Annotated in this window: 19 protein-coding genes; 9 read left to right on the top strand and 10 right to left on the bottom strand. The window is 73.3% G+C overall.

Features of this window, described 5'->3' with window-relative positions:
* Nucleotides 1–179 precede the first annotated feature (179 nt).
* Entirely contained in the window at nucleotides 180–971 is a 792-nt protein-coding gene (locus TU31_RS32180) for a VOC family protein (protein ID WP_042161172.1), read from the top strand.
* A 61-nt stretch (nucleotides 972–1032) separates the two neighbouring features.
* Here the strand turns inward: TU31_RS32180 and TU31_RS32185 are convergent, their stop codons facing one another.
* The gene (locus tag TU31_RS32185) at nucleotides 1033–1920 is read right to left on the bottom strand and encodes a class I SAM-dependent methyltransferase (RefSeq protein WP_042161174.1); all 888 of its coding nucleotides are present in this window, start codon (nucleotides 1918–1920) and stop codon (nucleotides 1033–1035) included.
* A 114-nt stretch (nucleotides 1921–2034) separates the two neighbouring features.
* Between TU31_RS32185 and TU31_RS32190 the strand changes: the two genes are divergently transcribed.
* From TU31_RS32190 to TU31_RS32200, 3 genes are all read left to right on the top strand, one after another.
* Nucleotides 2035–3114 (top strand): DUF1266 domain-containing protein, encoded by a 1080-nt coding sequence (locus tag TU31_RS32190; RefSeq protein ID WP_042161175.1) that lies wholly within the window; start codon nucleotides 2035–2037, stop codon nucleotides 3112–3114.
* Between the two features lie 77 nt (nucleotides 3115–3191).
* Nucleotides 3192–4571 (top strand): cryptochrome/photolyase family protein, encoded by a 1380-nt coding sequence (locus TU31_RS32195; RefSeq protein ID WP_042161178.1) that lies wholly within the window; start codon nucleotides 3192–3194, stop codon nucleotides 4569–4571.
* Between the two features lie 86 nt (nucleotides 4572–4657).
* On the top strand, nucleotides 4658–5602 hold the full coding sequence (locus tag TU31_RS32200; RefSeq protein ID WP_052719130.1) for a YihY/virulence factor BrkB family protein: 945 nt from the start codon (nucleotides 4658–4660) through the stop codon (nucleotides 5600–5602).
* Between the two features lie 12 nt (nucleotides 5603–5614).
* Here the strand turns inward: TU31_RS32200 and TU31_RS32205 are convergent, their stop codons facing one another.
* Complete coding sequence (locus tag TU31_RS32205) at nucleotides 5615–5926, bottom strand: 4a-hydroxytetrahydrobiopterin dehydratase (RefSeq protein WP_042161180.1); 312 nt, start codon at nucleotides 5924–5926, stop codon at nucleotides 5615–5617.
* A gap of 254 nt (nucleotides 5927–6180) precedes the next feature.
* Here TU31_RS32205 and TU31_RS32210 point away from each other — a divergent pair, with 254 nt between their 5' ends.
* Nucleotides 6181–6996 carry a helix-turn-helix domain-containing protein gene (locus TU31_RS32210; RefSeq protein WP_042161182.1) on the top strand — a complete coding sequence of 272 codons (816 nt, stop codon included), beginning with the start codon at nucleotides 6181–6183 and terminating at the stop codon, nucleotides 6994–6996.
* Nucleotides 6997–7018: 22 nt separating this feature from the next.
* Here the strand turns inward: TU31_RS32210 and TU31_RS32215 are convergent, their stop codons facing one another.
* The 3 genes from TU31_RS32215 to TU31_RS32225 form a co-directional block, all read right to left on the bottom strand.
* Nucleotides 7019–7432 (bottom strand): nuclear transport factor 2 family protein, encoded by a 414-nt coding sequence (locus TU31_RS32215; RefSeq protein WP_042161184.1) that lies wholly within the window; start codon nucleotides 7430–7432, stop codon nucleotides 7019–7021.
* Between the two features lie 159 nt (nucleotides 7433–7591).
* Nucleotides 7592–8128 carry a lamin tail domain-containing protein gene (locus TU31_RS32220; RefSeq protein WP_370682779.1) on the bottom strand — a complete coding sequence of 179 codons (537 nt, stop codon included), beginning with the start codon at nucleotides 8126–8128 and terminating at the stop codon, nucleotides 7592–7594.
* A 123-nt stretch (nucleotides 8129–8251) separates the two neighbouring features.
* Nucleotides 8252–8464 (bottom strand): hypothetical protein, encoded by a 213-nt coding sequence (locus TU31_RS32225; RefSeq protein ID WP_245698934.1) that lies wholly within the window; start codon nucleotides 8462–8464, stop codon nucleotides 8252–8254.
* A 573-nt stretch (nucleotides 8465–9037) separates the two neighbouring features.
* Between TU31_RS32225 and TU31_RS32230 the strand changes: the two genes are divergently transcribed.
* Entirely contained in the window at nucleotides 9038–9502 is a 465-nt protein-coding gene (locus tag TU31_RS32230; RefSeq protein WP_042161188.1) for an SseB family protein, read from the top strand.
* Nucleotides 9503–9831: 329 nt separating this feature from the next.
* Entirely contained in the window at nucleotides 9832–10905 is a 1074-nt protein-coding gene (locus TU31_RS32235; protein ID WP_042161190.1) for a fatty acid desaturase family protein, read from the top strand.
* On the opposite strand, the gene TU31_RS32240 is transcribed toward TU31_RS32235, so the two are convergent.
* Nucleotides 10835–12247, bottom strand: a complete 1413-nt coding sequence (locus TU31_RS32240; protein ID WP_042161191.1) for an amino acid permease — start codon at nucleotides 12245–12247, stop codon at nucleotides 10835–10837. The genes TU31_RS32235 and TU31_RS32240 overlap by 71 nt on opposite strands.
* Before the next feature lie 85 nt (nucleotides 12248–12332).
* The gene (locus TU31_RS32245; RefSeq protein WP_042161192.1) at nucleotides 12333–14465 is read right to left on the bottom strand and encodes a phage holin family protein; all 2133 of its coding nucleotides are present in this window, start codon (nucleotides 14463–14465) and stop codon (nucleotides 12333–12335) included.
* A 246-nt stretch (nucleotides 14466–14711) separates the two neighbouring features.
* On the opposite strand from TU31_RS32245, the gene TU31_RS32250 reads away from it, so the two are divergent.
* Both TU31_RS32250 and TU31_RS32255 read left to right on the top strand, forming a co-directional pair.
* Nucleotides 14712–15491, top strand: a complete 780-nt coding sequence (locus TU31_RS32250; RefSeq protein WP_042161193.1) for an MBL fold metallo-hydrolase — start codon at nucleotides 14712–14714, stop codon at nucleotides 15489–15491.
* Nucleotides 15491–16126 (top strand): DedA family protein, encoded by a 636-nt coding sequence (locus TU31_RS32255; RefSeq protein ID WP_042161194.1) that lies wholly within the window; start codon nucleotides 15491–15493, stop codon nucleotides 16124–16126. The genes TU31_RS32250 and TU31_RS32255 overlap by 1 nt, the downstream gene beginning before the upstream one ends.
* Nucleotides 16127–16181: 55 nt before the next feature.
* On the opposite strand, the gene TU31_RS32260 is transcribed toward TU31_RS32255, so the two are convergent.
* From TU31_RS32260 to TU31_RS32270, 3 genes are all read right to left on the bottom strand, one after another.
* Complete coding sequence (locus tag TU31_RS32260; protein WP_107070799.1) at nucleotides 16182–17405, bottom strand: MBL fold metallo-hydrolase; 1224 nt, start codon at nucleotides 17403–17405, stop codon at nucleotides 16182–16184.
* Between the two features lie 80 nt (nucleotides 17406–17485).
* Entirely contained in the window at nucleotides 17486–18700 is a 1215-nt protein-coding gene (locus TU31_RS32265) for an aminotransferase class I/II-fold pyridoxal phosphate-dependent enzyme (RefSeq protein ID WP_042161196.1), read from the bottom strand.
* Nucleotides 18701–18826: 126 nt separating this feature from the next.
* Nucleotides 18827–19276, bottom strand: a complete 450-nt coding sequence (locus TU31_RS32270; RefSeq protein ID WP_042161199.1) for a GNAT family N-acetyltransferase — start codon at nucleotides 19274–19276, stop codon at nucleotides 18827–18829.
* Nucleotides 19277–19405: the final 129 nt, after the last annotated feature.

Below are 19405 nucleotides of genomic sequence, written 5' to 3' on the forward strand. Positions count from 1 at the left end.
CCCGGCTGCTCCGGGCGGCGCCGAGTCGTACCCGAGTGGCGGGCTCGGCGGACGGCGGTGACTGTGGAGGGTGAGTGTGGGGTGGCTCCCGAGGCGTGCCGACCGGGGCCGCGACCCCTCCGCGTTCTGCTCCTCCCGTATGCCCCAACGGCGGGAGGCGCCCCATCGAGGAGGCCTTGATGCCCGAAGTCACAGCTCCCTATCAGCCCGGGACGCCCTGCTGGATCGACCTCGCGGCCCCTGACCAGCAAGCGGCCATCGACTTCTATTCGCAGGTCTTCGGGTGGACCGGAGAGATCGGGCCCCCGGAGACCGGTGGCTATGCGGTCTGTGAGCTCAACGGCAAGCCGGTCGCCGGAATCATGGCCGCGGTCGAGATGGGCGGCCAGCCCGCACCGCCGACCGTGTGGACCACCTACCTGGCGGCCGCCGACGCGGACGCCACCTCCGAAGCGGTGCGGGGAGCCGACGGCACGGTCCTGATGCCGGTCATGGACGTGATGACGCTCGGCCGGATGTGTATCGCGGCCGACCCCACGGGAGCGGTGTTCGGTGTCTGGCAGCCCAGGGACTTCCCCGGCGCCGGCATCGTCAACGAACACGGCGCACTGATCTGGAACGAGCTCAACACCACCGACCCGTCGGCCGCCGCCGCGTTCTACAAGTCGGCCCTCGGCATCGAGAGCACCCCCATGGAGGGCGCCGACAACTACTACTCCCTCCAGGTGAACGACCGTCCGGTGGGCGGGATGCAGCCGATGTCCGAGCAGATGCCGGCCGACACCCCCTCGCACTGGCTGGCGTACTTCTCGGTGGCGGACACCGATGAGACGGTCGAGAAGGTGACCGCGGCCGGCGGCGCGGCGCTACAGCGGCCCTTCGACATGATCGCCGGCCGGATGGCCGTGGTGAGCGACCCGCAGGGCGCGACCTTCGCCGTCATCACTCCCAAGCCGATGAATCAGGGCTGATCCGGGCCGGCACGGCCGGTGGCCAGGGGCTTTCCGCCCCTGGCCCACCGAACCGGCTCCGCTACGCCCGCGCCGTGTGGACGGTCTGCGCCGACAGGAAGAAGACATCGGGGCGGCGGGTGATCCCGGCGGCGTCCTCGGGGTCGGTGAGGCGGGCCAGGGCGGTGCGGTCGTCCTCGTCGAGGCGGTCGCCGTACATGTCGCGCGCACGGGTCAGGGTGGTCACGACATAGGCGCGGGCGTCGGCGGACAGCGGGGCCGGCAGATCCAGCAGGAAGCTGCGGGTGCCCGGCGCGCGCAGACCGGCGTCGGCGAGGAAGGCGGGCCAGTCCTCGGTCTCCTCGACGGTGTCCGGCAGTGCCGCACGCATCTCGCTGAACCACTCCTCACCGGCGGCGTCGAGCCGGGACTGAAGTCCCGGGCGGCCGATGCCGAGGTCGCGCGGCAGAAAGCGCGGGGTGAGGCCGCCCTCGGCGAGGGCGAGCAGTCCGCCGGGCCGCAGATGACCGGCCAGGGCGGCGACCGCGGCACGCTGGTCACCGACATGGTGCAGGGCCTTGCTCGACCAGATGAGGTCGGCGCCGCCGAGGGCGTCGAGCCCGTCCGGGACCTCGGCGAGTTGCGTGTGGACCCGGTCGGCGAGGCCGAGGCGCGCGGCCCGGTCGCGGGCCCGCTCCAGGAGTGCCCCGGTGGCATCCACCGCGACCACCTCGGCGTCCGGGAAGGCGCGGGCCAGCAGACAGCTGACGACGCCCGGACCGCTGCCGATGTCGAGCACTCTGCCCACTCCGCCGGGAGCGGCCTCGCGCAGCCAGGACGCGGCCTGTTCGTAGACCGGCGTGTACAGCTCGGCGGCCCGTTCGAGGTCCGGGCCGAGCACCTCCCAGTCGGGGTGGACGCTGTCGTGCCGGTGGTGGTGCCCGGGTCCGGGACGGTCGTGGTCGCTCATGCGTCGAGCCTCCGTGACGGGTGGTGCGCGTGCAATCCTGCGGGCCGACGGCCCCACGTTCCCCCGGGAGAAGGGGTGATCGTAGGGTCTTGGCCTGTGGCTACTCCGGGATGGATGCCGCCGACGGATACCGAGCGGCGGCTGTGCGAAGCAACGGCGCGTGGGGACTGGGACGGTCAGGTCGCGGCTATCGCCGGTGAGGATCTGTATCTGGCGGTACCCCAGCAGGGTCAGGACCCGCTGCCCGTCTACGACGACCCGACGGCGGGTGCGAAATGCATTCCCGTCCTGACCCGCGGCATGCTGCCGCCGTGGCAGCCGCAGCAGTTCTTCGACCGTGTCTCCGTCGAGGAACTGGCGCAGGACTGGCCCAACGACAAGTGGCGCCTCGCGGTGAACCCCGGGACGCCGTGCGCCGCGTATCTGGCCGCGTCACCCGGCCACCGCGCCGGCTGGCTGCGGGTCCGTGCCCAGGTCGGGGTGCGGCCCGGCGGACTGCTCGTCACGCACTACGGGGGTCCGCTGCACGGCCCCGTCGCGCAGGGGCTGGCGTGCGGTGCGCCGATCGCGGTGCACCACAGCGTGCCGTGGAACGAACTCGGTACGGCCTTCCTCGACCACGCCGCGGACGCCCAGACCCTGCGCGACCAGTGGTCGGTGACCGATCCCGCCACCTGGCAGCAGCGGCTGGACCAGTTGATGGGCGGTCAGTTCGTACCTGCGGAGACCGAGACGGCGCTGCGGGCCCGCGCCCGGGATGCCGGGGACCCGGAGGACGCGGCCGGCGAGCAGCCGGCGAGCGCGGGCTCCCGGGACGCCGCGGAATCGCCGGCCGTCCCCGAGCTCGTGACCCGGTACGAGGAGCGGTTCCGCACGGACGGGCTGCTGCCGCCCGACGGCCGGGTGGTGTCCCTGGTGGCGCTGGACCATGCGCATGCCGTCAGTCTCGTCCGCTGGGGCCTGGGCGCCCGGCTGTGCGCACCGCACCAGGCCGAACAGGCCGTGCAGCAGGTCGCCGCGCGGGCCCGGGAGGTGTACGGCTCGTGGGAGGAGTTCGCCGCGGGCTATGCCCTGGGCCGGATGCTGGCGTTCGACAACGGCTGGTTCGGGCCGCAGTACGCGGAGGCGGTGCATCTGCACCGCGTGCTCACCCAGGACCCGTCCTCGCCGTGGCGCGGACTGCCCTTCGCCTGACGGCCGGGCCGCCCGGCCGACAGGCGGGCGCCCCCGACCGGCGCCCCGCGCGGCGCCGTTCGGTGTAGACGTAGGGCATGGATGCAGCGATCTGCCTGTTCAGCTCCGACCTGCGGCTGCACGACCAGCCGGTGCTGCATGCCGCACTGCGCGCCGCGCCCCGGGTGGTACCGCTGTTCGTCGTCGACACGGGCATCGCCGACGCCGGGTTCATGGTGCCCAACCGGGCCGCCTTTCTGGCCGATGCGCTGGCGGATCTCGATGCGGGACTGCGCGAACGGGGCGGTCGGCTGGTCATCCGTACGGGGGATGTGGTCACCGAGACCTGCCGGGTGGCGGCGGAGACCGGGGCCGGGGAGGTGCATCTCGCGGCCGGGGTGAGCGGCTATGCGCTGCGCAGGGAGCGGCGGTTGCGGGCGGAGCTGGCGTCGGCGGGGCGCGCCCTGGTGGTCCATGACGCGGTGATCACGGCGCTGCCGCCCGGCGCGGTGCTGCCCTCCGGGCCGGGCAAGGACCACTTCGCGGTCTTCACCCCGTACTTCCGGCGCTGGCAGGCGGCGGGGCGGCGGTCGGTGCTGCCCGCGCCCCGCTCCGTACGGGTCCCCGCCGGGGTGCGGTCCGAGGAGCTGCCGTCCGCGCGGGTTCTGTGCCCGGACGGCACGCCGTCGCCCGCGCTGCCGGAGGGCGGCGAACGGGCGGGGCGCCGCCGGTTCGGGGCCTGGCAGCGGTCGGGCATGGCCGACTACCAGGACCGGCAGGACGATCTGCCGGGCGACGCCACCTCGCGGCTGTCGCCGTATCTGCACTTCGGGTGTCTGTCGCCGGTGGAGCTGGTGCACAAGGCGTCGGCCCGCCGGGACGCCGGTGCCGAGGCGTTCGTACGCCAGCTGGCCTGGCGGGACTTCCACCATCAGGTGCTGGCGGCCCGTCCCGACGCGGCGCGTGCCGACTACCGCGCGAGGGGCGACCGCTGGCGCTTCGACCGCGCCGAGGTGACGGCCTGGAAGGAGGGCCGTACCGGCTATCCGGTGGTCGACGCGGGGATGCGGCAGCTGCTGCACGAGGGGTGGCTGCACAACCGGGCCCGGATGCTGGTGGCGAGCTTTCTGACCAAGACGCTGTATGTGGACTGGCGGGTGGGCGCGCGGCACTTCCTGGATCTGCTGGTGGACGGCGATATGGCGAACAACCAGCTCAACTGGCAGTGGGTGGCCGGCACCGGCACCGATACCCGGCCCAACCGGGTGCTGAATCCGCTCGTCCAGGCCCGGCGGTTCGATCCCCGGGGTGACTATGTACGGCGCTGGGTGCCGGAGCTCGCGGGTCTCGCGGGCCCGGCGGTGCACCAGCCCTGGAAGCTGTCCGGGCCCGAGCGGGCGGCGTACGACTACCCGGATCCGGTGCTGGACCTGGCGGACGGGCTGGTGCGGTTCAAGCGGGCGCGCGGGCTGGACTGAGCGTGGCACCGGCCGGCCGTGTGTCGTGGGCGGCGTCCGGGACGGGAGATGATGCAGGGCGGACCGACGGAGAGGACGGATACGACATGGGCGGGAGCGGTATGCGCCGCGGGCTGGACCCGACACAGCTGGACCGGGCACTCGGGGCGGCGGGGCCGAGGAAGCCGGCCGCACTGCCGACCTGGGCCCAGATCCGTACCGCGCTGCGCCGTACGCCACTGTCCGTGTGGCACGACGATGTGACGGACTGGGCCGCGAGCCTGACGTACTACTCGGTGCTGGCGCTGCTGCCGTCGCTGATCGTCACGGTGTCGCTGATCGGTCTCGCCGATCCGCCGGCCACCGAACAGCTCATCAACCAGATCAGTTCGATCGCCCCGGCCGACTCGGGCCCGACCGTCCACCGGGCGCTGGCCGGGATGGCGCACCAGCAGACCGCGGCGTGGGTGGTGCTGGGCGGCGCCCTGATCAGTGCGCTGTGGTCCTCGTGCAGCTATCTGGCGGTGTTCCGCCGCGCGCTGCACGCCATGCACCGCACGAAGGACGACCGGCCGCCGTGGCGCAAGGCGCCGCGCATCCTGTGCACGGCGCTGCTGCTGATGGCGCTGCTGATCAGCAGTGCGGTGGCGCTGCTGGTGAGCGGCCCGATCGCGACCGCGCTGGGCCGGGCCGTGGGGCTCGGCGAGGCGGGCGAGGCGACCTGGAACCTGCTGAAGTGGCCGCTGCTGCTGCTCCTGGCCACGGTGCTGGCGATGGTGCTGTTCCGTTCCGGGCCGCCCAGTTCCCGCGGGGTGCGGCGGGCGGCCCCCGGCGGTGTGGTGGCCGTGCTTCTCTGGCTGATCTCCTCCGCCGGATTCGCCCTCTATGCCTCGTACGTCGGCACCTTCAACCGGCTCTACGGCTCGCTCGCCGGCCCGGTGGTGTTCCTGATCTGGCTGTGGTTCTCCCACCTGTCGCTGCTGTCCGGCGCCCAGTTCAATGTGGAGCTGGCCCGCGCCGGGCGAGTGGTGCGGCCCCGCAGCGCCGGCTGAGCGGCTGCGGGGTCAGCGCACTCCGTGGCCCGGCGCGATGTCCTCGATACGGCGGGCGAGACCGAAGTCGAGGTGGGTGACCCGGCCGCCGATGCTGTGGGTGTTCACCGCGACGCCGACCCGGTTGTAGCCCAGGGTGAGATCGGCATGGTGCCCCAACTCCTCCTGGATCTGCGCGATATGGACGACCATGGCGACGGCCGGGACATGCCCGTGGAAGAGATAGTGACGGCGCAGCGAGTCCCCCTCCACGGACCACCCGGGCAGCTCCGCGAGACGCTCCTCGATCTCCTTGTCACTGAGCGGTTCCACCTGAGCATTCATCACGCTCACCTCTCGCCGTGTGGGCCGGCCGCCGAGGAGCCGGCTTCCGATACGTCGCGCGGTTCGGGCAGCCCCCCGCTGCCGCGGCGGCCGCGCCGTTCCCAGCGTGTCACGCCGGGGGCCCTTTCGCGCGGATCGGCGGCACGGCAGACACCTCTCCCGTAGGGGTGGGGCCCGCCGCCCCTGGACACTCCGGCCCTCCCGTAGGGGTCGGCCGGCTCGCCACCTCCCGCCCCTCGGCTACCGTCCCTCCCATGACAACTGCTGCGGCGTCGTCGCCGGAGACGACCACGGGTGTGGGCGCGCTGTTGCGCGAATGGCGCGACCGGCGCCGGATCAGCCAGCTGGAACTGGCGCTGCGCGCCGACTCCTCCGCCCGCCACATCAGCTTCATCGAGACCGGCCGCTCCCGTCCCAGCCAGGAGATGGTGCTCCGGCTCGCCGAACATCTCGACGTCCCCGTACGGGAGCGCAACGCCCTGCTGATCGCGGCGGGCTACGCTCCGACCTTCCCGGAGACCCCGCTGGACGACCCGTCGATGACCGCCCTGCGCGCCGGCATGGAACGGCTGCTGACCGGCTACGAACCGTTCCCCGCGCTGGTGGTCGACGGGACCTACCAGGTCCAGGCGGCGAACCGCGGGATCACCACGCTGCTGGAGGGCGTCGCCCCGGCGCTGCTGGAGCCACCGCTGAACGCCATGCGGATCACCATGCACCCCGAGGGCCTGGCCCCGCGCATCCGCAACTACCGGGAGTGGCGCGGCCACCTTCTCTCCCAGATGGAGCGACAGTTGGCCCTGATGCGCTCCGCTCCCCTGCGCGCGCTCTACGACGAGGTGAGCGCATACCCCCTGCCACCGGGCGGCCGCGAGACGGCAGCCCTCGGTGAGCACGTCCCCTTCGCCCTCCCCATGATGATCGAGCACAAGCACACCGTGCTGTCCTTCGTCTCCACCATCGCCACCTTCAACACCCCCATGGATGTGACGGTCTCCGAACTGGCGGTGGAGACTTTCCTGCCGGCCGATCCGGAGACTGCCGCGTATCTGCGGAAGGCGGGACTATAGGGGGCGGGCGCCACCGGCTGGCTCACACAGCCGGCACCCGGTCCAGGAACCCGAGGACGGACCGGATCCGCCCGTCCTCCCCCAGCCGCACCACATCGAACCCGGCCACCGGCGCCGACCCGTCCGCCAGGTTGACCAGCTCCCACCCGAACCGCGCGATGTCGTGGTGCCCGTCCACCTCGCCCACCTGCCGGAACACATAACCGGGGAACTGCGCATGGGCCCCGGCGATCGCAGCCGCCAGCCCGTCCTGCCCCGCGACATCGGCCAGCGGATCGGTATACGTCACGTCCGCCCCGAACGCCGCCTCCACGGCCTTCCCCAGCGCCCCCTCCTCCCGCTCGTTCCACGCCTCGAAGTACCGCGCAACGGCCGCCGCGTACCGGTCCCCCGCAACGGCGGCCTGCTGCACGACCTGCTCCTGATGCTGCGTCATTTCGAACTCCCCGCTTCTCGCCTGATGTGCCGAGTGCCGACTGAACGGCATCGCGGCCTGACACCGGTTCACGGGCCGGAGTGCGCCGGCCCGTGAACCGATGGCTTCACCTTGCCGGGCGGCGGGGTGGGGGTCGATTACCTACGAGGTAATGAGCGCTCAGCGGTGATAGCGGATGTAGCCGTCGCCGTCGGAGTCCGACCCGCTCTTCGTGTAGGAGTGGACGTCCGAGCGACTGCCGGAGGGCTTGTACAGGTAGATCGTGTCGCGGTCGTTGTTCCACAGGAAGTTGCAGTTGTCGCGGTAGACCACGTTGTACCGGTCGGAATCGGTGCCGTGGCCGCCCCGGAGCTTCACGTAGTCCCCGGGCTCAAGGTAGTGACTGGCGGTGAAGGTGAAGCGGTTTCCGGTGGCGTCCTTGACGACGTACCCCTTGAGGTTGATGGTCGCCGACGACGAGTAGTTCTTGATCGTCAGGTACTCCTGGTGAGTGTTGCCCGAGGAGCAGCTGTTGGAGTCCCGACCGGGCGCGTCGTACTGGACCCCCCGGATCTTCAACGCCGAGTGATACTCCGCGGCTTGAGCCGGCGCGGCGGCGAGAAAGGACAGCGCGCCGGCAAGGACGGCGGCAGCGGCGACAGCAGGACGCTTACGCAAGAGAGATCCCCTCCACAGTCTGATGAACTCGTGTTGCATGTGGAGGACTTGCAACGGGAGGTGATGGTTGCACGCTGAACAACAACGACCGAACACGACCGGAAGGGATCGTTCAGGCCCCGCTCCAGCCCAGGACGGCAGGGACCGGACCGACAGGAGGCGTCAGCCCTCAACGTCGTGGAACGGGCGCGCAGGCCGGGGCCAAAGGGCGGACGTCAGGCCGATATACCCGGCCAGGTCCACTGCGCCGCGCGCCATGTAGTCGAGCCACAAGGAGCCGAGTTCGACGGCATCGGCCACTCCGACAACTCCCCACAAGAAGACGAGCGTGAGCACGCCGGCCACCGCCACGGCGCCCGCATAGCTCGCAAACACTCCACCCCTCCTCCCGAGCCAACTCCCCAGCAGCCCTGACGGGATCTGCACCACCACATGGAAGGCCACACAGCCGAACAGGGCACCCAGTCAGTGAGATCCCCTGATACCTCAGGGGTCAGTATGGGCGGGTCTGTTTGATGCGGTCATGCGGGATCCAGTGATGCGGTCATGCGGGACCAGTGCGCTGCCGCCCGCCGGCCGTAGCGGTGCTGTGCACGGCCGGACCGGCTGGTATCCGTGCAGCTCAGAGGGCATGGCGGGGGTAGCCCCAGGATCCGGTCGGTGGTCGGGGATCCGCCATTCGGGTGACCGTCGGGGACGGGATCGGGAAGGCCCGTCAGGCGGTCGGTGAGGGCTGTGTCTCTCGCTGTCACCACTGCTCACTTGCCGGGCCGCCGCCTCGCTGGTGGTGGACGTTGCACAGAACGGGGGGCGGCCTAGCCTGGGGGGTATTGCCACGCTTGCCCCGGCCCCGTGCCGCTGGGCGGCATCCGGCGGCGACCGCGGCAAACCCGGGTCCGCCCGTGCCGAGCGGGTGGTCGGTGAGCAACACCGACGAGAGGACACGCCATGAGCACCCCGACACCCGACGAAAACGCGCCCCCGAGCGAGGCATCGTCCGCCGAGGGAGCGCGGTCCGCGACGGAGGCGGACACCCAGGCCGCCCTGGTCGAGCTGGCGAACAGCATGGCCCTGCTGCCGCAGGCGCCGCCGGTCGAGGGCGAGGAGCCGCGTCCGGAGGGCGCCGTCTCGCTGCCGGTCATCGAGCAGGACGGCAATCGCTACATCCCCGTCTTCACGACCGAGGACGCGCTGGTGGCGGCCGGGGGAGATCCCGGCGCCGCGCTCAGCATCCCCGTCGTCGAGCTGGCCGCGAACTGGCCGGCGGACGATCTGTGGCTGGCGGTCAACCCGTCCACCGAGGAGGGCCTCGCCCTTCCTCCCGACCTGGTACGGGCACTGCCCGTCTTCAGCCAGGCGGGCGCGGAGGGCGGTGGCGCGGCCGGGCAGCCCGGCGGGCCCCCGGGCGGATAGCGCGGCCGCCGGGGCACGGGCCCGTGGCCGGCACGCCGGGCCCCGGCCCACGCCGGTCGCGTCGGGCCCAGGCCCACACCGGTCGCGTCGGGCCCTGGCCGATACCGCCCCACGCCGGGGCCTGGCGTGGGCCGGGCCGATACTGTCCGCGCCGGGCCCGGGTCGATACCGGCCGGGTGAAGAACGGGCCGATGGCACGCGCGCCACGACCGGCCAGGTAGCAGCCCCGCCAGAGGGCAGCCACACCCCTCTAGGTGGTGCTGGCCCCCGGTCCGGTGCGGGGGTGGACCGGCTGTCGGGGCGGGGGCCGGGTCAGAAGACTCGGCGGTATGACGACGAGGGTGGAATTCTTCCGTTCGGCTGCCGGTCCGGCGGCCCGTTCGGCTGCCGGTCCGGCGGGGGCCCCGGGCAGCGACTTCGCACGGCTGTCGCGGCGCATCGTGGCGGCGGGGCTGTTGCAGCGCCGGCCCGGCTACTACGCGGTGCGGCTCGCGCTGGTGACGCTGGCGTTCGCCGGGGGGTGGGTGGCGTTCTTCGCGCTGGGTGACAGCTGGTGGCAGCTGACCGTGGCCGCGTTCCTGGCTGTGGTGTTCGCGCAGGTCGCGCTGGTCACCCATGATGTGGCGCACCGGCAGGTGTTCCGCGGGCGGCGGCCGAGTGTGATCGGCGGGCTGCTGTTCGGCAACCTCGGGGTGGGGATGTCGTACGGCTGGTGGATGAACAAGCACACCCGGCATCACGCCAACCCCAACCACGAGGAGCTGGACCCGGATGTCGCGCCGGACATCCTGGTGTGGTCACGGGACCAGGCACGGGCCGCCAAGGGGCTGCCCCGCTTCATCGGCCGCTATCAGGCGCAGCTGTTCTTTCCGCTGCTCACACTGGAGGGGTTCAACCTCCGGGTGTCGAGCATCCGGGCGCTGCGGTCCCCCACCATGAAGCACTGGGGCAGCGAGGCAGGGCTGCTGCTGGCGCATATCGTGCTGTATCTCGGCGCGCTGTTCCTGGTGCTGTCGCCCGGTAAGGCGCTCGCCTTTCTGCTCGTCCACCAGGCACTGTTCGGCGTCTATCTGGGATGCACCTTCGCGCCGAATCACAAGGGGATGCCGACGCTGACGGGCGGCGCCCGGCCCGACTTTCTGCGCCGGCAGGTGCTGACCTCGCGGAACATCCGGGGCGGGCCGCTGACCGACGTCCTGCTCGGTGGGCTCAATTACCAGATCGAGCACCATCTCTTCCCCAGCATGCCGACACCGCATCTGCGGCGTGCGCGGACGATCGTGCGGGCGTACTGCGCCGAGATCGGTGTCCCGTACCACGAGACGGGGCTGATCAGGTCGTATGCGGAGGCGCTGCGGCACTTGCGGCGGGCGGGGGAACCGCTTCGTGGTCCGCGGGCGTAGGCGGCGTCGTCGCGGTTTCCGCCTCCTCCCGGCGCGCGGTACGACGGGCCGCCATCCAGGCGTAGACGAGGATGCCGGCGAACAGGAAGAGCACGCCCTGGTAGATCGCGGCGTAGCCGGCGCCGGCGACGAGCCAGAAGGTGAAGCCGAAGGCGGTCAGGGCGAGGGTCAGATCGCGGGCGAAGCGGGCCGGGCGGACCTTGTCGCGGCGGCCGCTGAGCAGGAAGTAGACCTGGGCACCGGCGGCGAGGAGGTAGGGCACGGTCGCCGAGAAGGTGGTGATCAGTACCAGGATCTCGAAGACGCCGCCGGAGCCGAGCAGGTAGTTGATCACCGTGAGGGCGCTGGCCAGCACCCCGGCGGCGACGACGCCGAAGGTCGGCACCCCGCGCCGCTTGGTCAGGAACGGTGCGGGGAACAGCCCGTCCTTGGCCGCGGCGTACGGGGACTGCGCGCTCATCAGGGTCCAGCCGTTGAGCGCGCCGATGATCGAGACGACCGCGGCGAGGGCGACGACGGTACCGCCCCAGTGGCCGCCGAACATCGCGTTCACCGCGTCGGAGAACGGCGCCTGGGACTTCACCAGCTTGTCGTGGGCGACGGTGCCGAAGACGGCGACGGTGCCCAGGAGGTAGACCACCGCGGAGCCGATGGTGCCGAGGACGGTGGCCCGGCCGACGTTCCGCTCCGGGTCGCGGACCTCGCCCGCGCTCATCGCGGCGGACTCCACACCGACGTAGGAGTAGAGCAGGATCGCGGCGGCCGCGGACATCCCGCCGAGCGCGCTGCCGCTGCCCTCGTGGAACGAGCCGAGGTTGGCCGGGTCGAAGAAGAACAGCCCGACGACGGCGATGAAGAGCAGCGGGATGAACTTGAGGACGGTGGAGACCGTCTGGACCAGGCCGATGTAGCGGGTGCCGGCGAAGTTGGCGAGGGCCGGCAGCCAGAGCGCACCGAGGGCGATCGCGAGGTCGGTGGTGTCGGACGGGCGGCCCGGCACGAGCACATGGACATAGCCGACGATGGCGACCGCGAGCGCGGCGTTGCTCACCCAGGTCATGGTCCAGTACGACCAGGCGGAGAGGAATCCGGCGAAGTCGCCGAACGCCTCGCGCGCGTAGACGTAGGGGCCACCGGTGTCCGGGTGGCGCTCGGCCAGCCGTCCGAAGACCAGGGCGAGGGCGACGGCACCGACGGTCAGTACGCCGAAGGCGACGAGGCTGACGGTGCCGAACGGGGCCACCGATGCCGGCAGCAGAAAGATGCCGCCACCGATGATGTTGCCCATCACTAGGCAGGTGGCGGTTCCCAGACCGAAGCGGCGCGTGTGCCGGTCGTCCATGGCGTGGTGGGCCTCTCGTCGTGCGCTGTGCACCCGGGGTTACCGAGCGGGGTTCATCGTCGGCGATCGGTGGCGTCCGCCAAAATCAACGGGATTTGTCCTGCGCCGCGGGGCCCTGGGGTGAAAAACCTTCGGGCGGACGCACCCCGTGCCGGAGTTCGTCCGCGGCGGGCCCGAGGGGCAGTTGGGGCCCCTCGGCCTCCTCCAGCCAGCGGCGCAGCACCCGGTGCACCTGTTCGGCGCCGGTCAGCGGCTCGCCGTCCGGAGCCGGCGGGGTCAGCTCGACCGGCCACAGCAGGAAGGGGTGGCTCTGGGCGCCGCCCAGCCCGCCGTGCGAGCCGATCTGCTCCTCGAAGGCGTGTACCGCGCCGGTCGCCGGGTCGCAGGCGGAGTTGACCATGAGGTCGGCGACATGCGGGAAGCGGTCGGTACGGCGTACCGCGTCGGCCGCGCCCTCGCCGAACGGTGCCAGGGGGTCGGCGCCGATGACGCGGCCGGTGTCGAGATGGTGCTCGGTACCGGCCGGGCCGAGCACCACGGGGCCGTGCACCGCGGAGCGGACCAGCAGAAAGCCGATACCGGGGTGGTTGGCGAGGGTGGCGAGCAGGGCGGGGTGTCTGCGGTCCAGTTCCTCGCGGGTGATCCGGCCGGGCACATCGGGGAACGACACCAGACCGAGATTTCCGGAGGCCAGCACGAGGGGGTGGGACGAGCCCGGCCCGGCCGTCCGCTCCCGGCCCTGCCCCGCCGCCTCCTCGGGCCGGTGCAGTGCGGCCCGCGCCGCCGCCCTGGCCTCGGCTCCGCTCGGCGTACGTCCCGCGCGGCGCGGCACCGGCAGCCCGCATCCGGCGCGGACGAGATCGCCCAGGCTCAGCCCGTAGCGCTCCAGGAACGTCGGGCCGTGGCTCTGACCGTGATCGGAGAGCACCACGATGCGGTACGGGCGCGGTGCGTGCCGGGCGGCCCCGGCGATCAGCGCGAGGGCCCGGTCGAGGCTGCGCAGGACCTGGAGCGCATCCCGGTGGGCGGGTCCGGAGTGGTGGGCCACCTCGTCGTAGGCGACGAGGTCGGCGTAGATGGCGGTGCGGCCGGCGAGCAGGTCACCGATGACGGCCGCGACCACCACATCGCGCTCGACGACCGTGGCGAAGGCCCGGATGACGGGATAGAGGCCGCCGCGCTTGACGCGCGGCAGTTCGCGTCGGAAACGGGTGCGCAGCGACTGGACGATCTCGCGGACGACCTCGGCGACGAAGGAGACGGCGGTACGGGTGGCATTGGCCGGGTCGGAGAAGTAGGCGAAGTAGCCGGCCCGGGAACGGTTGTGTCTGCCGCGCCTGGCCGCCACCGACATCACCAGGGCGACCTGGTCGGCGCCGCCGCTGAAGAGGTTGCCCCGGCTGGCGCCGTCGTAGGCGAGCAGTCCGCCGTCGCCGGTGCGCTCGATGGCGCGGCGCTGGAGTGCGGCGGCGCTGCTGGGCCGGTTGCTGACGATGACGGTGCGGGTGTCCTTCTCGTACCAGCGGAAGGCCGGCAGATCCTCGTTGCTGCCGTGCAGGAGGGCGAGCTGGCTGGCGCCGGTCTGGCTGGACCAGTCGGTGCGCCAGGGGGTGAGGCGGTGACTGTCGCGGGTCCAGCGGGCGAGGGTCGGCATCAGCGGCCGCTCGCCCCGGACGGCCTCGCGCAGCAGGTCGTGGCCGACGCCGTCGAGCTGGAGGAAGACCGTGCCGGGGGTGGCCGGGCCGGCGGCGGGGCGGGCCCGGCGGCCGCGGCGGCCGGCGAGCCGGACCAGTCGGCGGTGGTAGGCCTCGTCGTTGCGTACCGCGAGGAAGGCGGAGGTGGCCGAGGAGGCCGCGGACATCGCGGCCGCCACGATCACCGCGGTCTCCGGTGCGGCCTGTCCGCGCCCCTCGGGGATCAGATCGAGGGCGAGCAGCAGCAGGGAGCCGTTGAGGAAGAAGACCAGCAGTCCGAGGAAGAGGGCCGGCACCAGCAGCAGGGCGCGGACGAGAAGAGGCCACACCAGGGCGCTGAGCAGGCCGAACGCGCCGGCGCCCAGTGCGGCGGTGACGGCGGTGCGGGTGAGGCTGTCACCGCCCGGCGACTGGAGCCGGAAGTCGGGCAGCAGCCCGGCGAGCACGAGCAGGGTGAGGCTGGACACGAGCCAGACCGCGAGCACCCGGAACAGGGCACCGCTGAGCGCTCTCCACCTCGGCATCCGCACGCCGTGCCACCTCACCCTCCGGCCCGCCCGGCTCCACGGGCCTGCCGCCAGCATGGCACCAGGTGCCGGGGGAAGGTCAGTGCCAGAGGTGCGCCCGGCCGGCCGCTCCCCCGTCGGCCGGATTCCGGGCCGGAGGGTGCAAGATCGAGGGGACTGCACACGGGAAGCAGGAGAACCGCACACGGGAAGCGAGACGGCCGCCCGCGGAACGGGCCGGCGTGTCGGGACGGGAGGTGCTCGGTGTCGGTGGAGGTCACCTGGTGGGGGCATGCCACTGTGACGGTCGAGGACTCCGGGGTTCGGGTGCTGACGGATCCGCTGTTCGCGCGGCGGCTGGCGCATCTGCGGCGCCGGCGGGGCGCGCTGCCGCCGGCCGAGGCCGCGCGGGCCGATGTCGTCCTGGTCTCGCATCTGCACGCCGACCATCTGCACCCCGCCTCACTGGCCCGGCTCGCGCCGGGGACCCGGCTGGTGGTGCCGCGCGGGGCGACGGCCGCGGTGCCGGGGCTGCGGCGGGTGGCGGCGGCCCGGGCGCTGCGGGTCACCGAGCTGCGGGCGGGCGAGGAGTGCGCGGCCGGTGCGGTGACGGTCCGTGCGGTGTCCGCCGCGCACGACGGGCGGCGGCTGCCCTACGGACCGCGCCGGGTCCCGGCGCTCGGCTATGTCGTACGGGGCGCGGCCCGGACGTACTTCGCGGGCGACACCGGGCTGTTCGAGGGGATGGCGGCGGAGGTCGGGCCGTGTGAGGTGGCGCTGCTGCCGGTGGGCGGCTGGGGGCCGTTCCTCGGGCACGGGCATCTCGACGCACGGCGGGCGGCGCAGGCGGCGGCGCGGCTGGCGCCGTGCTGCGCGGTCCCGGTGCACTACGGCACGTACTGGCCGATCGGGCTGGATGCCGTCCGGCCGCATGAATTCCACGCACCGGGCCAGGAGTTCGAGCGGCAGCTGGCGCGGCTGGCGCCGGAGGTGACGGTGCACCGGCTCGGGCACGGCGAGTCGGTCCGGCCGAAGGTCGTGTGATGACGCTCGTCGGTGAGCTGGTGCGGAGCGTGCCGCCGGAGTCGACCCAGCAGGTGGTCGGCTATCCGTCGCTGTTCCTGCTGGTGGTGCTCGGGTCGCTGGTGCCCGTGGTGCCGACGGGCGCGCTGGTCAGCTCGGCGGCGGTGGTCGCCTTCCATCACACCGCGCCGTTCGCCCTGCTGATGGTCTTCGTGGTGGCGTCGTCCGCGGCGTTCCTCGGCGATGTGGGTCTCTATTCACTCGGGCGGCGCGGCAGCCACTCCCCCCACGGTTCGCGCTGGCTGGCGCGGCTGCGCGCCCGCGCCGCGCCGGACCGGCTGGCCCGTGCGCAGCACCAGCTGCGGGCGCACGGGGTGCTGGTGCTGGTGCTGTCCCGTCTGGTGCCCGCCGGGCGGATCCCGGTCATGCTGGCGTGTCTGCTCGCGGCGATGCCGCTGCGGCGGTTCGTCCGTGGTGACCTTCCGGCATGTCTGGCATGGGCGGCGACGTATCAGCTCATCGGGCTGCTGAGCGGGTCGCTGTTCCGCAGTGCGTGGCAGGGCGTGGCCATGGCGATCGCGCTGACCGTGCTGCTGGGCGCGGCGCCGACCGTCTGGCGGCGCATCCGGCCGGCCGGTGGCGAGGGCGGGTCGTAGGTCCCGTCGTCCGAAGGCCCGTCCGCGGGCCGCCCGTTCCGCCCGGCGGCGGCGCTCAGCTTTCGGCCAGCACCCGCGAGGCGCCGACGGGCAGGTCCCAGAGGTCCTCGCGGGGGCGGCCGGTGGTGGCCCAGGCGGCGCGGACCCGGTGCAGCGGTTCCAGGGGCGGCTCGCCGGAGAGCAGAAAGGTCGACCAGTGCATCGGGGCCAGGGCGCGGGCGCCCAGGTCCTGACAGGCCTTGACCGCCTCCTCGGGGTCGGTGTGCACCGGCCGCAGCATCCAGCGCGGGTCATACGCGCCGATGGGCAGCAGCGCCAGGTCGATACCGGGGTAGCGGCGGCCGATCTCCTCGAACCAGTGGCCGTAGCCGGTGTCCCCCGCGAAGTGGATCCGCCGCCCGTCGGGCGCGGTCAGCAGCCAGCCGCCCCACAGGGAGCGGCAGGTGTCGGTCAGGGTCCGCTTGCTCCAGTGGTGGGCGGGGACGAAGTCGAAGCGTACGGGGCCGCCGGGGGCGGGCAGTTCGACCGCTTCCCACCAGTCGAGGTCGGTGACCTGGGTGAAGCCGCGCCGGCGGGCCCAGGGCGCCAGTCCGGCGGGGAGCAGCAGCGGGGTGTGCCGCGGCAGCCGCTTGAGGGTCGGGGCGTCGAGGTGGTCGTAGTGGTTGTGGCTGATGACGACGGCGTCGACCGGCGGCAGGTCCTCCCAACGGACGCCCACGGGGGTGACCCGGGCGGGCGTGCCGAGGATCTTGCGGGACCAGACCGGGTCGGTCAGTACGGTCAGCCCGCCGACGCGGATGATCCAGCTGGCGTGCCCGGCCCAGGTGAGGGCGAGGGTGGTGGGGCCGGCGGCCGGCATCGGGCCCGGTGCGAAGGGGAGTTGCTGGATCTCGGGGAGCGTCTCGGGGGGCGGGCGGAGTTTGCCCTCCCGGGCGATCCGGGCCAGGGCACGGACGCCGGGCAGCGGCGCGGTCAGCCGGTCGGTGAAGTCGCGTGGCCAGGTGCGGGGTTCGCCCAGCGGGCGGGGCGGGGCCAACGGGGGCGGGGTGGCGTGCGGGAGGACCGACGCGTCCGCGGTGGCGTGTGGGAGGACCGGCCCCTCTGCGGTGGCCTGACCGGTGGCCGGGCCCGCGGGGTTGCCCGCTCCTCCGGCCGCTCCCCCGGCTGCTCCCCCGGCCCCTCCGCCGCCCGGTCCACCGCCGTCGCCGGGAGCGGCGGGCGGGAGTCGCTCGGTGTCGGAGGGCTGCTCGGCGAGGGAGCGCTCGGTCTGTTCGGTCATCGAGGGGCTCCTTTCGGTGGACGGAACCGGGGCGGAGTGGGAGCGAGGTGGCGGCGCGGGCGGGCGCCGGGCGGCGGCGGTCAGCCGCCCGCGGACGTCGTGAGTCCGGCCAGGGCGCGGGACAAGGCGGTCAACGCCTCGGTGATGTGCGGGAGTTCCAGCGGATCGGGGGCCGCCAGGGCACGCCGTCGCTGCTCCCGGTCGGCGCCCAGCAGCACCTCGGCGCCGAGCCGTACCCGCAGGGCGCCCGGCGCGTCACCGAAACGGTGTCCGCCGCGCGCCGCCCAGGGCGCCAACTTCCGTTCCAGCGCGTGCGATTCCACGATCCCGCGGGCCCCGAGGGGGCGGCGCAACGGTTCGAAGTCGGCGTACAGATGGCTGCCGGAATGCGGCGGACGGCAGACCGCGCCGGCCTCGGAGACGGTGTGGTGGAGCGCCGCGGCGAGTACGCCGTACACCCGGGCGACGGTGGCCGTCCGGGCGCGCACCTCTTCGGGCTCGCCGAGTGCATGGGCGACGGCGCAGCCCAGCGGCCCCGGAAGCGGTGTACGGACTGCGGCGAGCGCGTCCAGCACGGCGGCCTGGAGGGCGGCGCCCCGGTCGGTGCCGGGGAAGCGGGCCAGCGCGGCGGGCCAGGAGTCGGGCACCAGGGTGGCCCGCAGGTCGGTGAGCACCACGACCCCGTCGGGCAGCATCTCGGCGGGGCTGAGCACCACGGTGTCATGCGGATCGTGCAGCAGATCGCGACGGGTCTCGTCGCTGATGACCCACAGCCCTTCGTCCGCCGCCGCCTCACAGACCTCGTGCAGTTGTTCCGGCGCGGGGCAGGTGCCGGTCGGGTCGTCGGCGACGGACAGGACCAGCACGCGGGGGGTGTCGCCGTCCATCCGGGCCCGGCGGACGGTCTCCAGCAGCGCGAACGGGTCGGGCACCCCGCCCGATTCCGCCGGTACGGGGGCGAGGTGCAGCGGCCGGCCGAGCAGCCGGGCGGGGGGTGCGTACGACGCGGAGCAGGGCCGCGGGAGCACCACCGCCCCGCCGGCCGCCGCGTACAGCGCGAGGAGCAGGGCCGGCGCGCCGGGGGCGGCGAGCACCCGGTCGGGGGTGGTGATCAGACCGCGGCGTTCCCAGTAGCCGCAGGCGGCGGTGCGCAGCGGCGCGGCGCCGCCCAGGGGTTCGGCTTCGCTGCGGTCGGCGGCCGCGGAGAGGTGTGCGGCGAGTTCCGGGAGGACCGGCAGGCCCACCGGCGGATCCGGGTCCGGCTCGTGCCGCGGATCCCGGGCGGTCCGCTGCATCCGTACCTCCACTCCACGACTGCGGGTCGATCATGGGCCCATCACATGAAGGGCGGCACGTCCACCTTGGCAGATCCCGGGGGTGGCGACGGGGGGCGACACGTCAGCGGAGGGTGGGACCGCTGCTCAATCCGCCGGGTGTGCCGGCGGCGCCGCGTAGCGATGCACCGTCACCACCTCGCCGCCGCCCCAGTCCTGCCGCTCGGTGCCGCGGCGCAGCCAGCCCAGCCGCTCGTAGAGGGCGATGGCCGCAGTGTCGGTGGTCTTCACCTCCAGTACGGGCCGCAGGCCGCGGGCCGCCGCCTCCGCCTCGACGGCGCGCAGCAGCCTGCCGCCGAGGCCCGCACCGCGTGCGGCGGGTGCGACATAGAGCCGGCTCACCTCGTGGCCGCACAGCACCGCATGACCGGCGACCGTGCCGTCCGCCACGGCGACCCAGGCGGCGGTCAGCCCGTCGGGGGTCAGCCAGCGCGCCGGGTCGTCCGGCCAGTGGTGCGGATAGCCGCTGTGGGTGTGCACCTCGGCCAGGACGGCCACACAGGCGTCGAGGTCGCTGTCATGGCGTCTCCTGATCATCCGGGCATGGAAGCACAGCCCGCCGGGGCCCGGCAGCCGGTGTGCCGCCCGGGGCCGGACGCTCCGCGGCGCCGCGCGCGGGGCCTCCGCTGCGGGATCCTGCCTGTTCCAGGCAGTCTGGGGTACAAG

Origin of the sequence: Streptomyces lydicamycinicus (assembly GCF_000829715.2) — a bacterium.
GTDB lineage: Bacteria > Actinomycetota > Actinomycetes > Streptomycetales > Streptomycetaceae > Streptomyces > Streptomyces lydicamycinicus.

Bases quoted from the DNA above. Each gene is read 5' to 3' on its own strand.
- TU31_RS32180 (WP_042161172.1), top strand. From the start codon at position 180: ATGCCCGAAGTCACAGCTCCCTATCAGCCCGGGACGCCCTGCTGGATC.
- TU31_RS32185 (WP_042161174.1), bottom strand. From the start codon at position 1,920: ATGAGCGACCACGACCGTCCCGGACCCGGGCACCACCACCGGCACGAC.
- TU31_RS32190 (WP_042161175.1), top strand. From the start codon at position 2,035: ATGCCGCCGACGGATACCGAGCGGCGGCTGTGCGAAGCAACGGCGCGT.
- TU31_RS32195 (WP_042161178.1), top strand. From the start codon at position 3,192: ATGGATGCAGCGATCTGCCTGTTCAGCTCCGACCTGCGGCTGCACGAC.
- TU31_RS32200 (WP_052719130.1), top strand. From the start codon at position 4,658: ATGGGCGGGAGCGGTATGCGCCGCGGGCTGGACCCGACACAGCTGGAC.
- TU31_RS32205 (WP_042161180.1), bottom strand. From the start codon at position 5,926: ATGAATGCTCAGGTGGAACCGCTCAGTGACAAGGAGATCGAGGAGCGT.
- TU31_RS32210 (WP_042161182.1), top strand. From the start codon at position 6,181: ATGACAACTGCTGCGGCGTCGTCGCCGGAGACGACCACGGGTGTGGGC.
- TU31_RS32215 (WP_042161184.1), bottom strand. From the start codon at position 7,432: ATGACGCAGCATCAGGAGCAGGTCGTGCAGCAGGCCGCCGTTGCGGGG.
- TU31_RS32220 (WP_370682779.1), bottom strand. From the start codon at position 8,128: ATGCAACACGAGTTCATCAGACTGTGGAGGGGATCTCTCTTGCGTAAG.
- TU31_RS32230 (WP_042161188.1), top strand. From the start codon at position 9,038: ATGAGCACCCCGACACCCGACGAAAACGCGCCCCCGAGCGAGGCATCG.
- TU31_RS32235 (WP_042161190.1), top strand. From the start codon at position 9,832: ATGACGACGAGGGTGGAATTCTTCCGTTCGGCTGCCGGTCCGGCGGCC.
- TU31_RS32240 (WP_042161191.1), bottom strand. From the start codon at position 12,247: ATGGACGACCGGCACACGCGCCGCTTCGGTCTGGGAACCGCCACCTGC.
- TU31_RS32245 (WP_042161192.1), bottom strand. From the start codon at position 14,465: ATGCCGAGGTGGAGAGCGCTCAGCGGTGCCCTGTTCCGGGTGCTCGCG.
- TU31_RS32255 (WP_042161194.1), top strand. From the start codon at position 15,491: ATGACGCTCGTCGGTGAGCTGGTGCGGAGCGTGCCGCCGGAGTCGACC.
- TU31_RS32260 (WP_107070799.1), bottom strand. From the start codon at position 17,405: ATGACCGAACAGACCGAGCGCTCCCTCGCCGAGCAGCCCTCCGACACC.
- TU31_RS32265 (WP_042161196.1), bottom strand. From the start codon at position 18,700: ATGCAGCGGACCGCCCGGGATCCGCGGCACGAGCCGGACCCGGATCCG.
- TU31_RS32270 (WP_042161199.1), bottom strand. From the start codon at position 19,276: ATGATCAGGAGACGCCATGACAGCGACCTCGACGCCTGTGTGGCCGTC.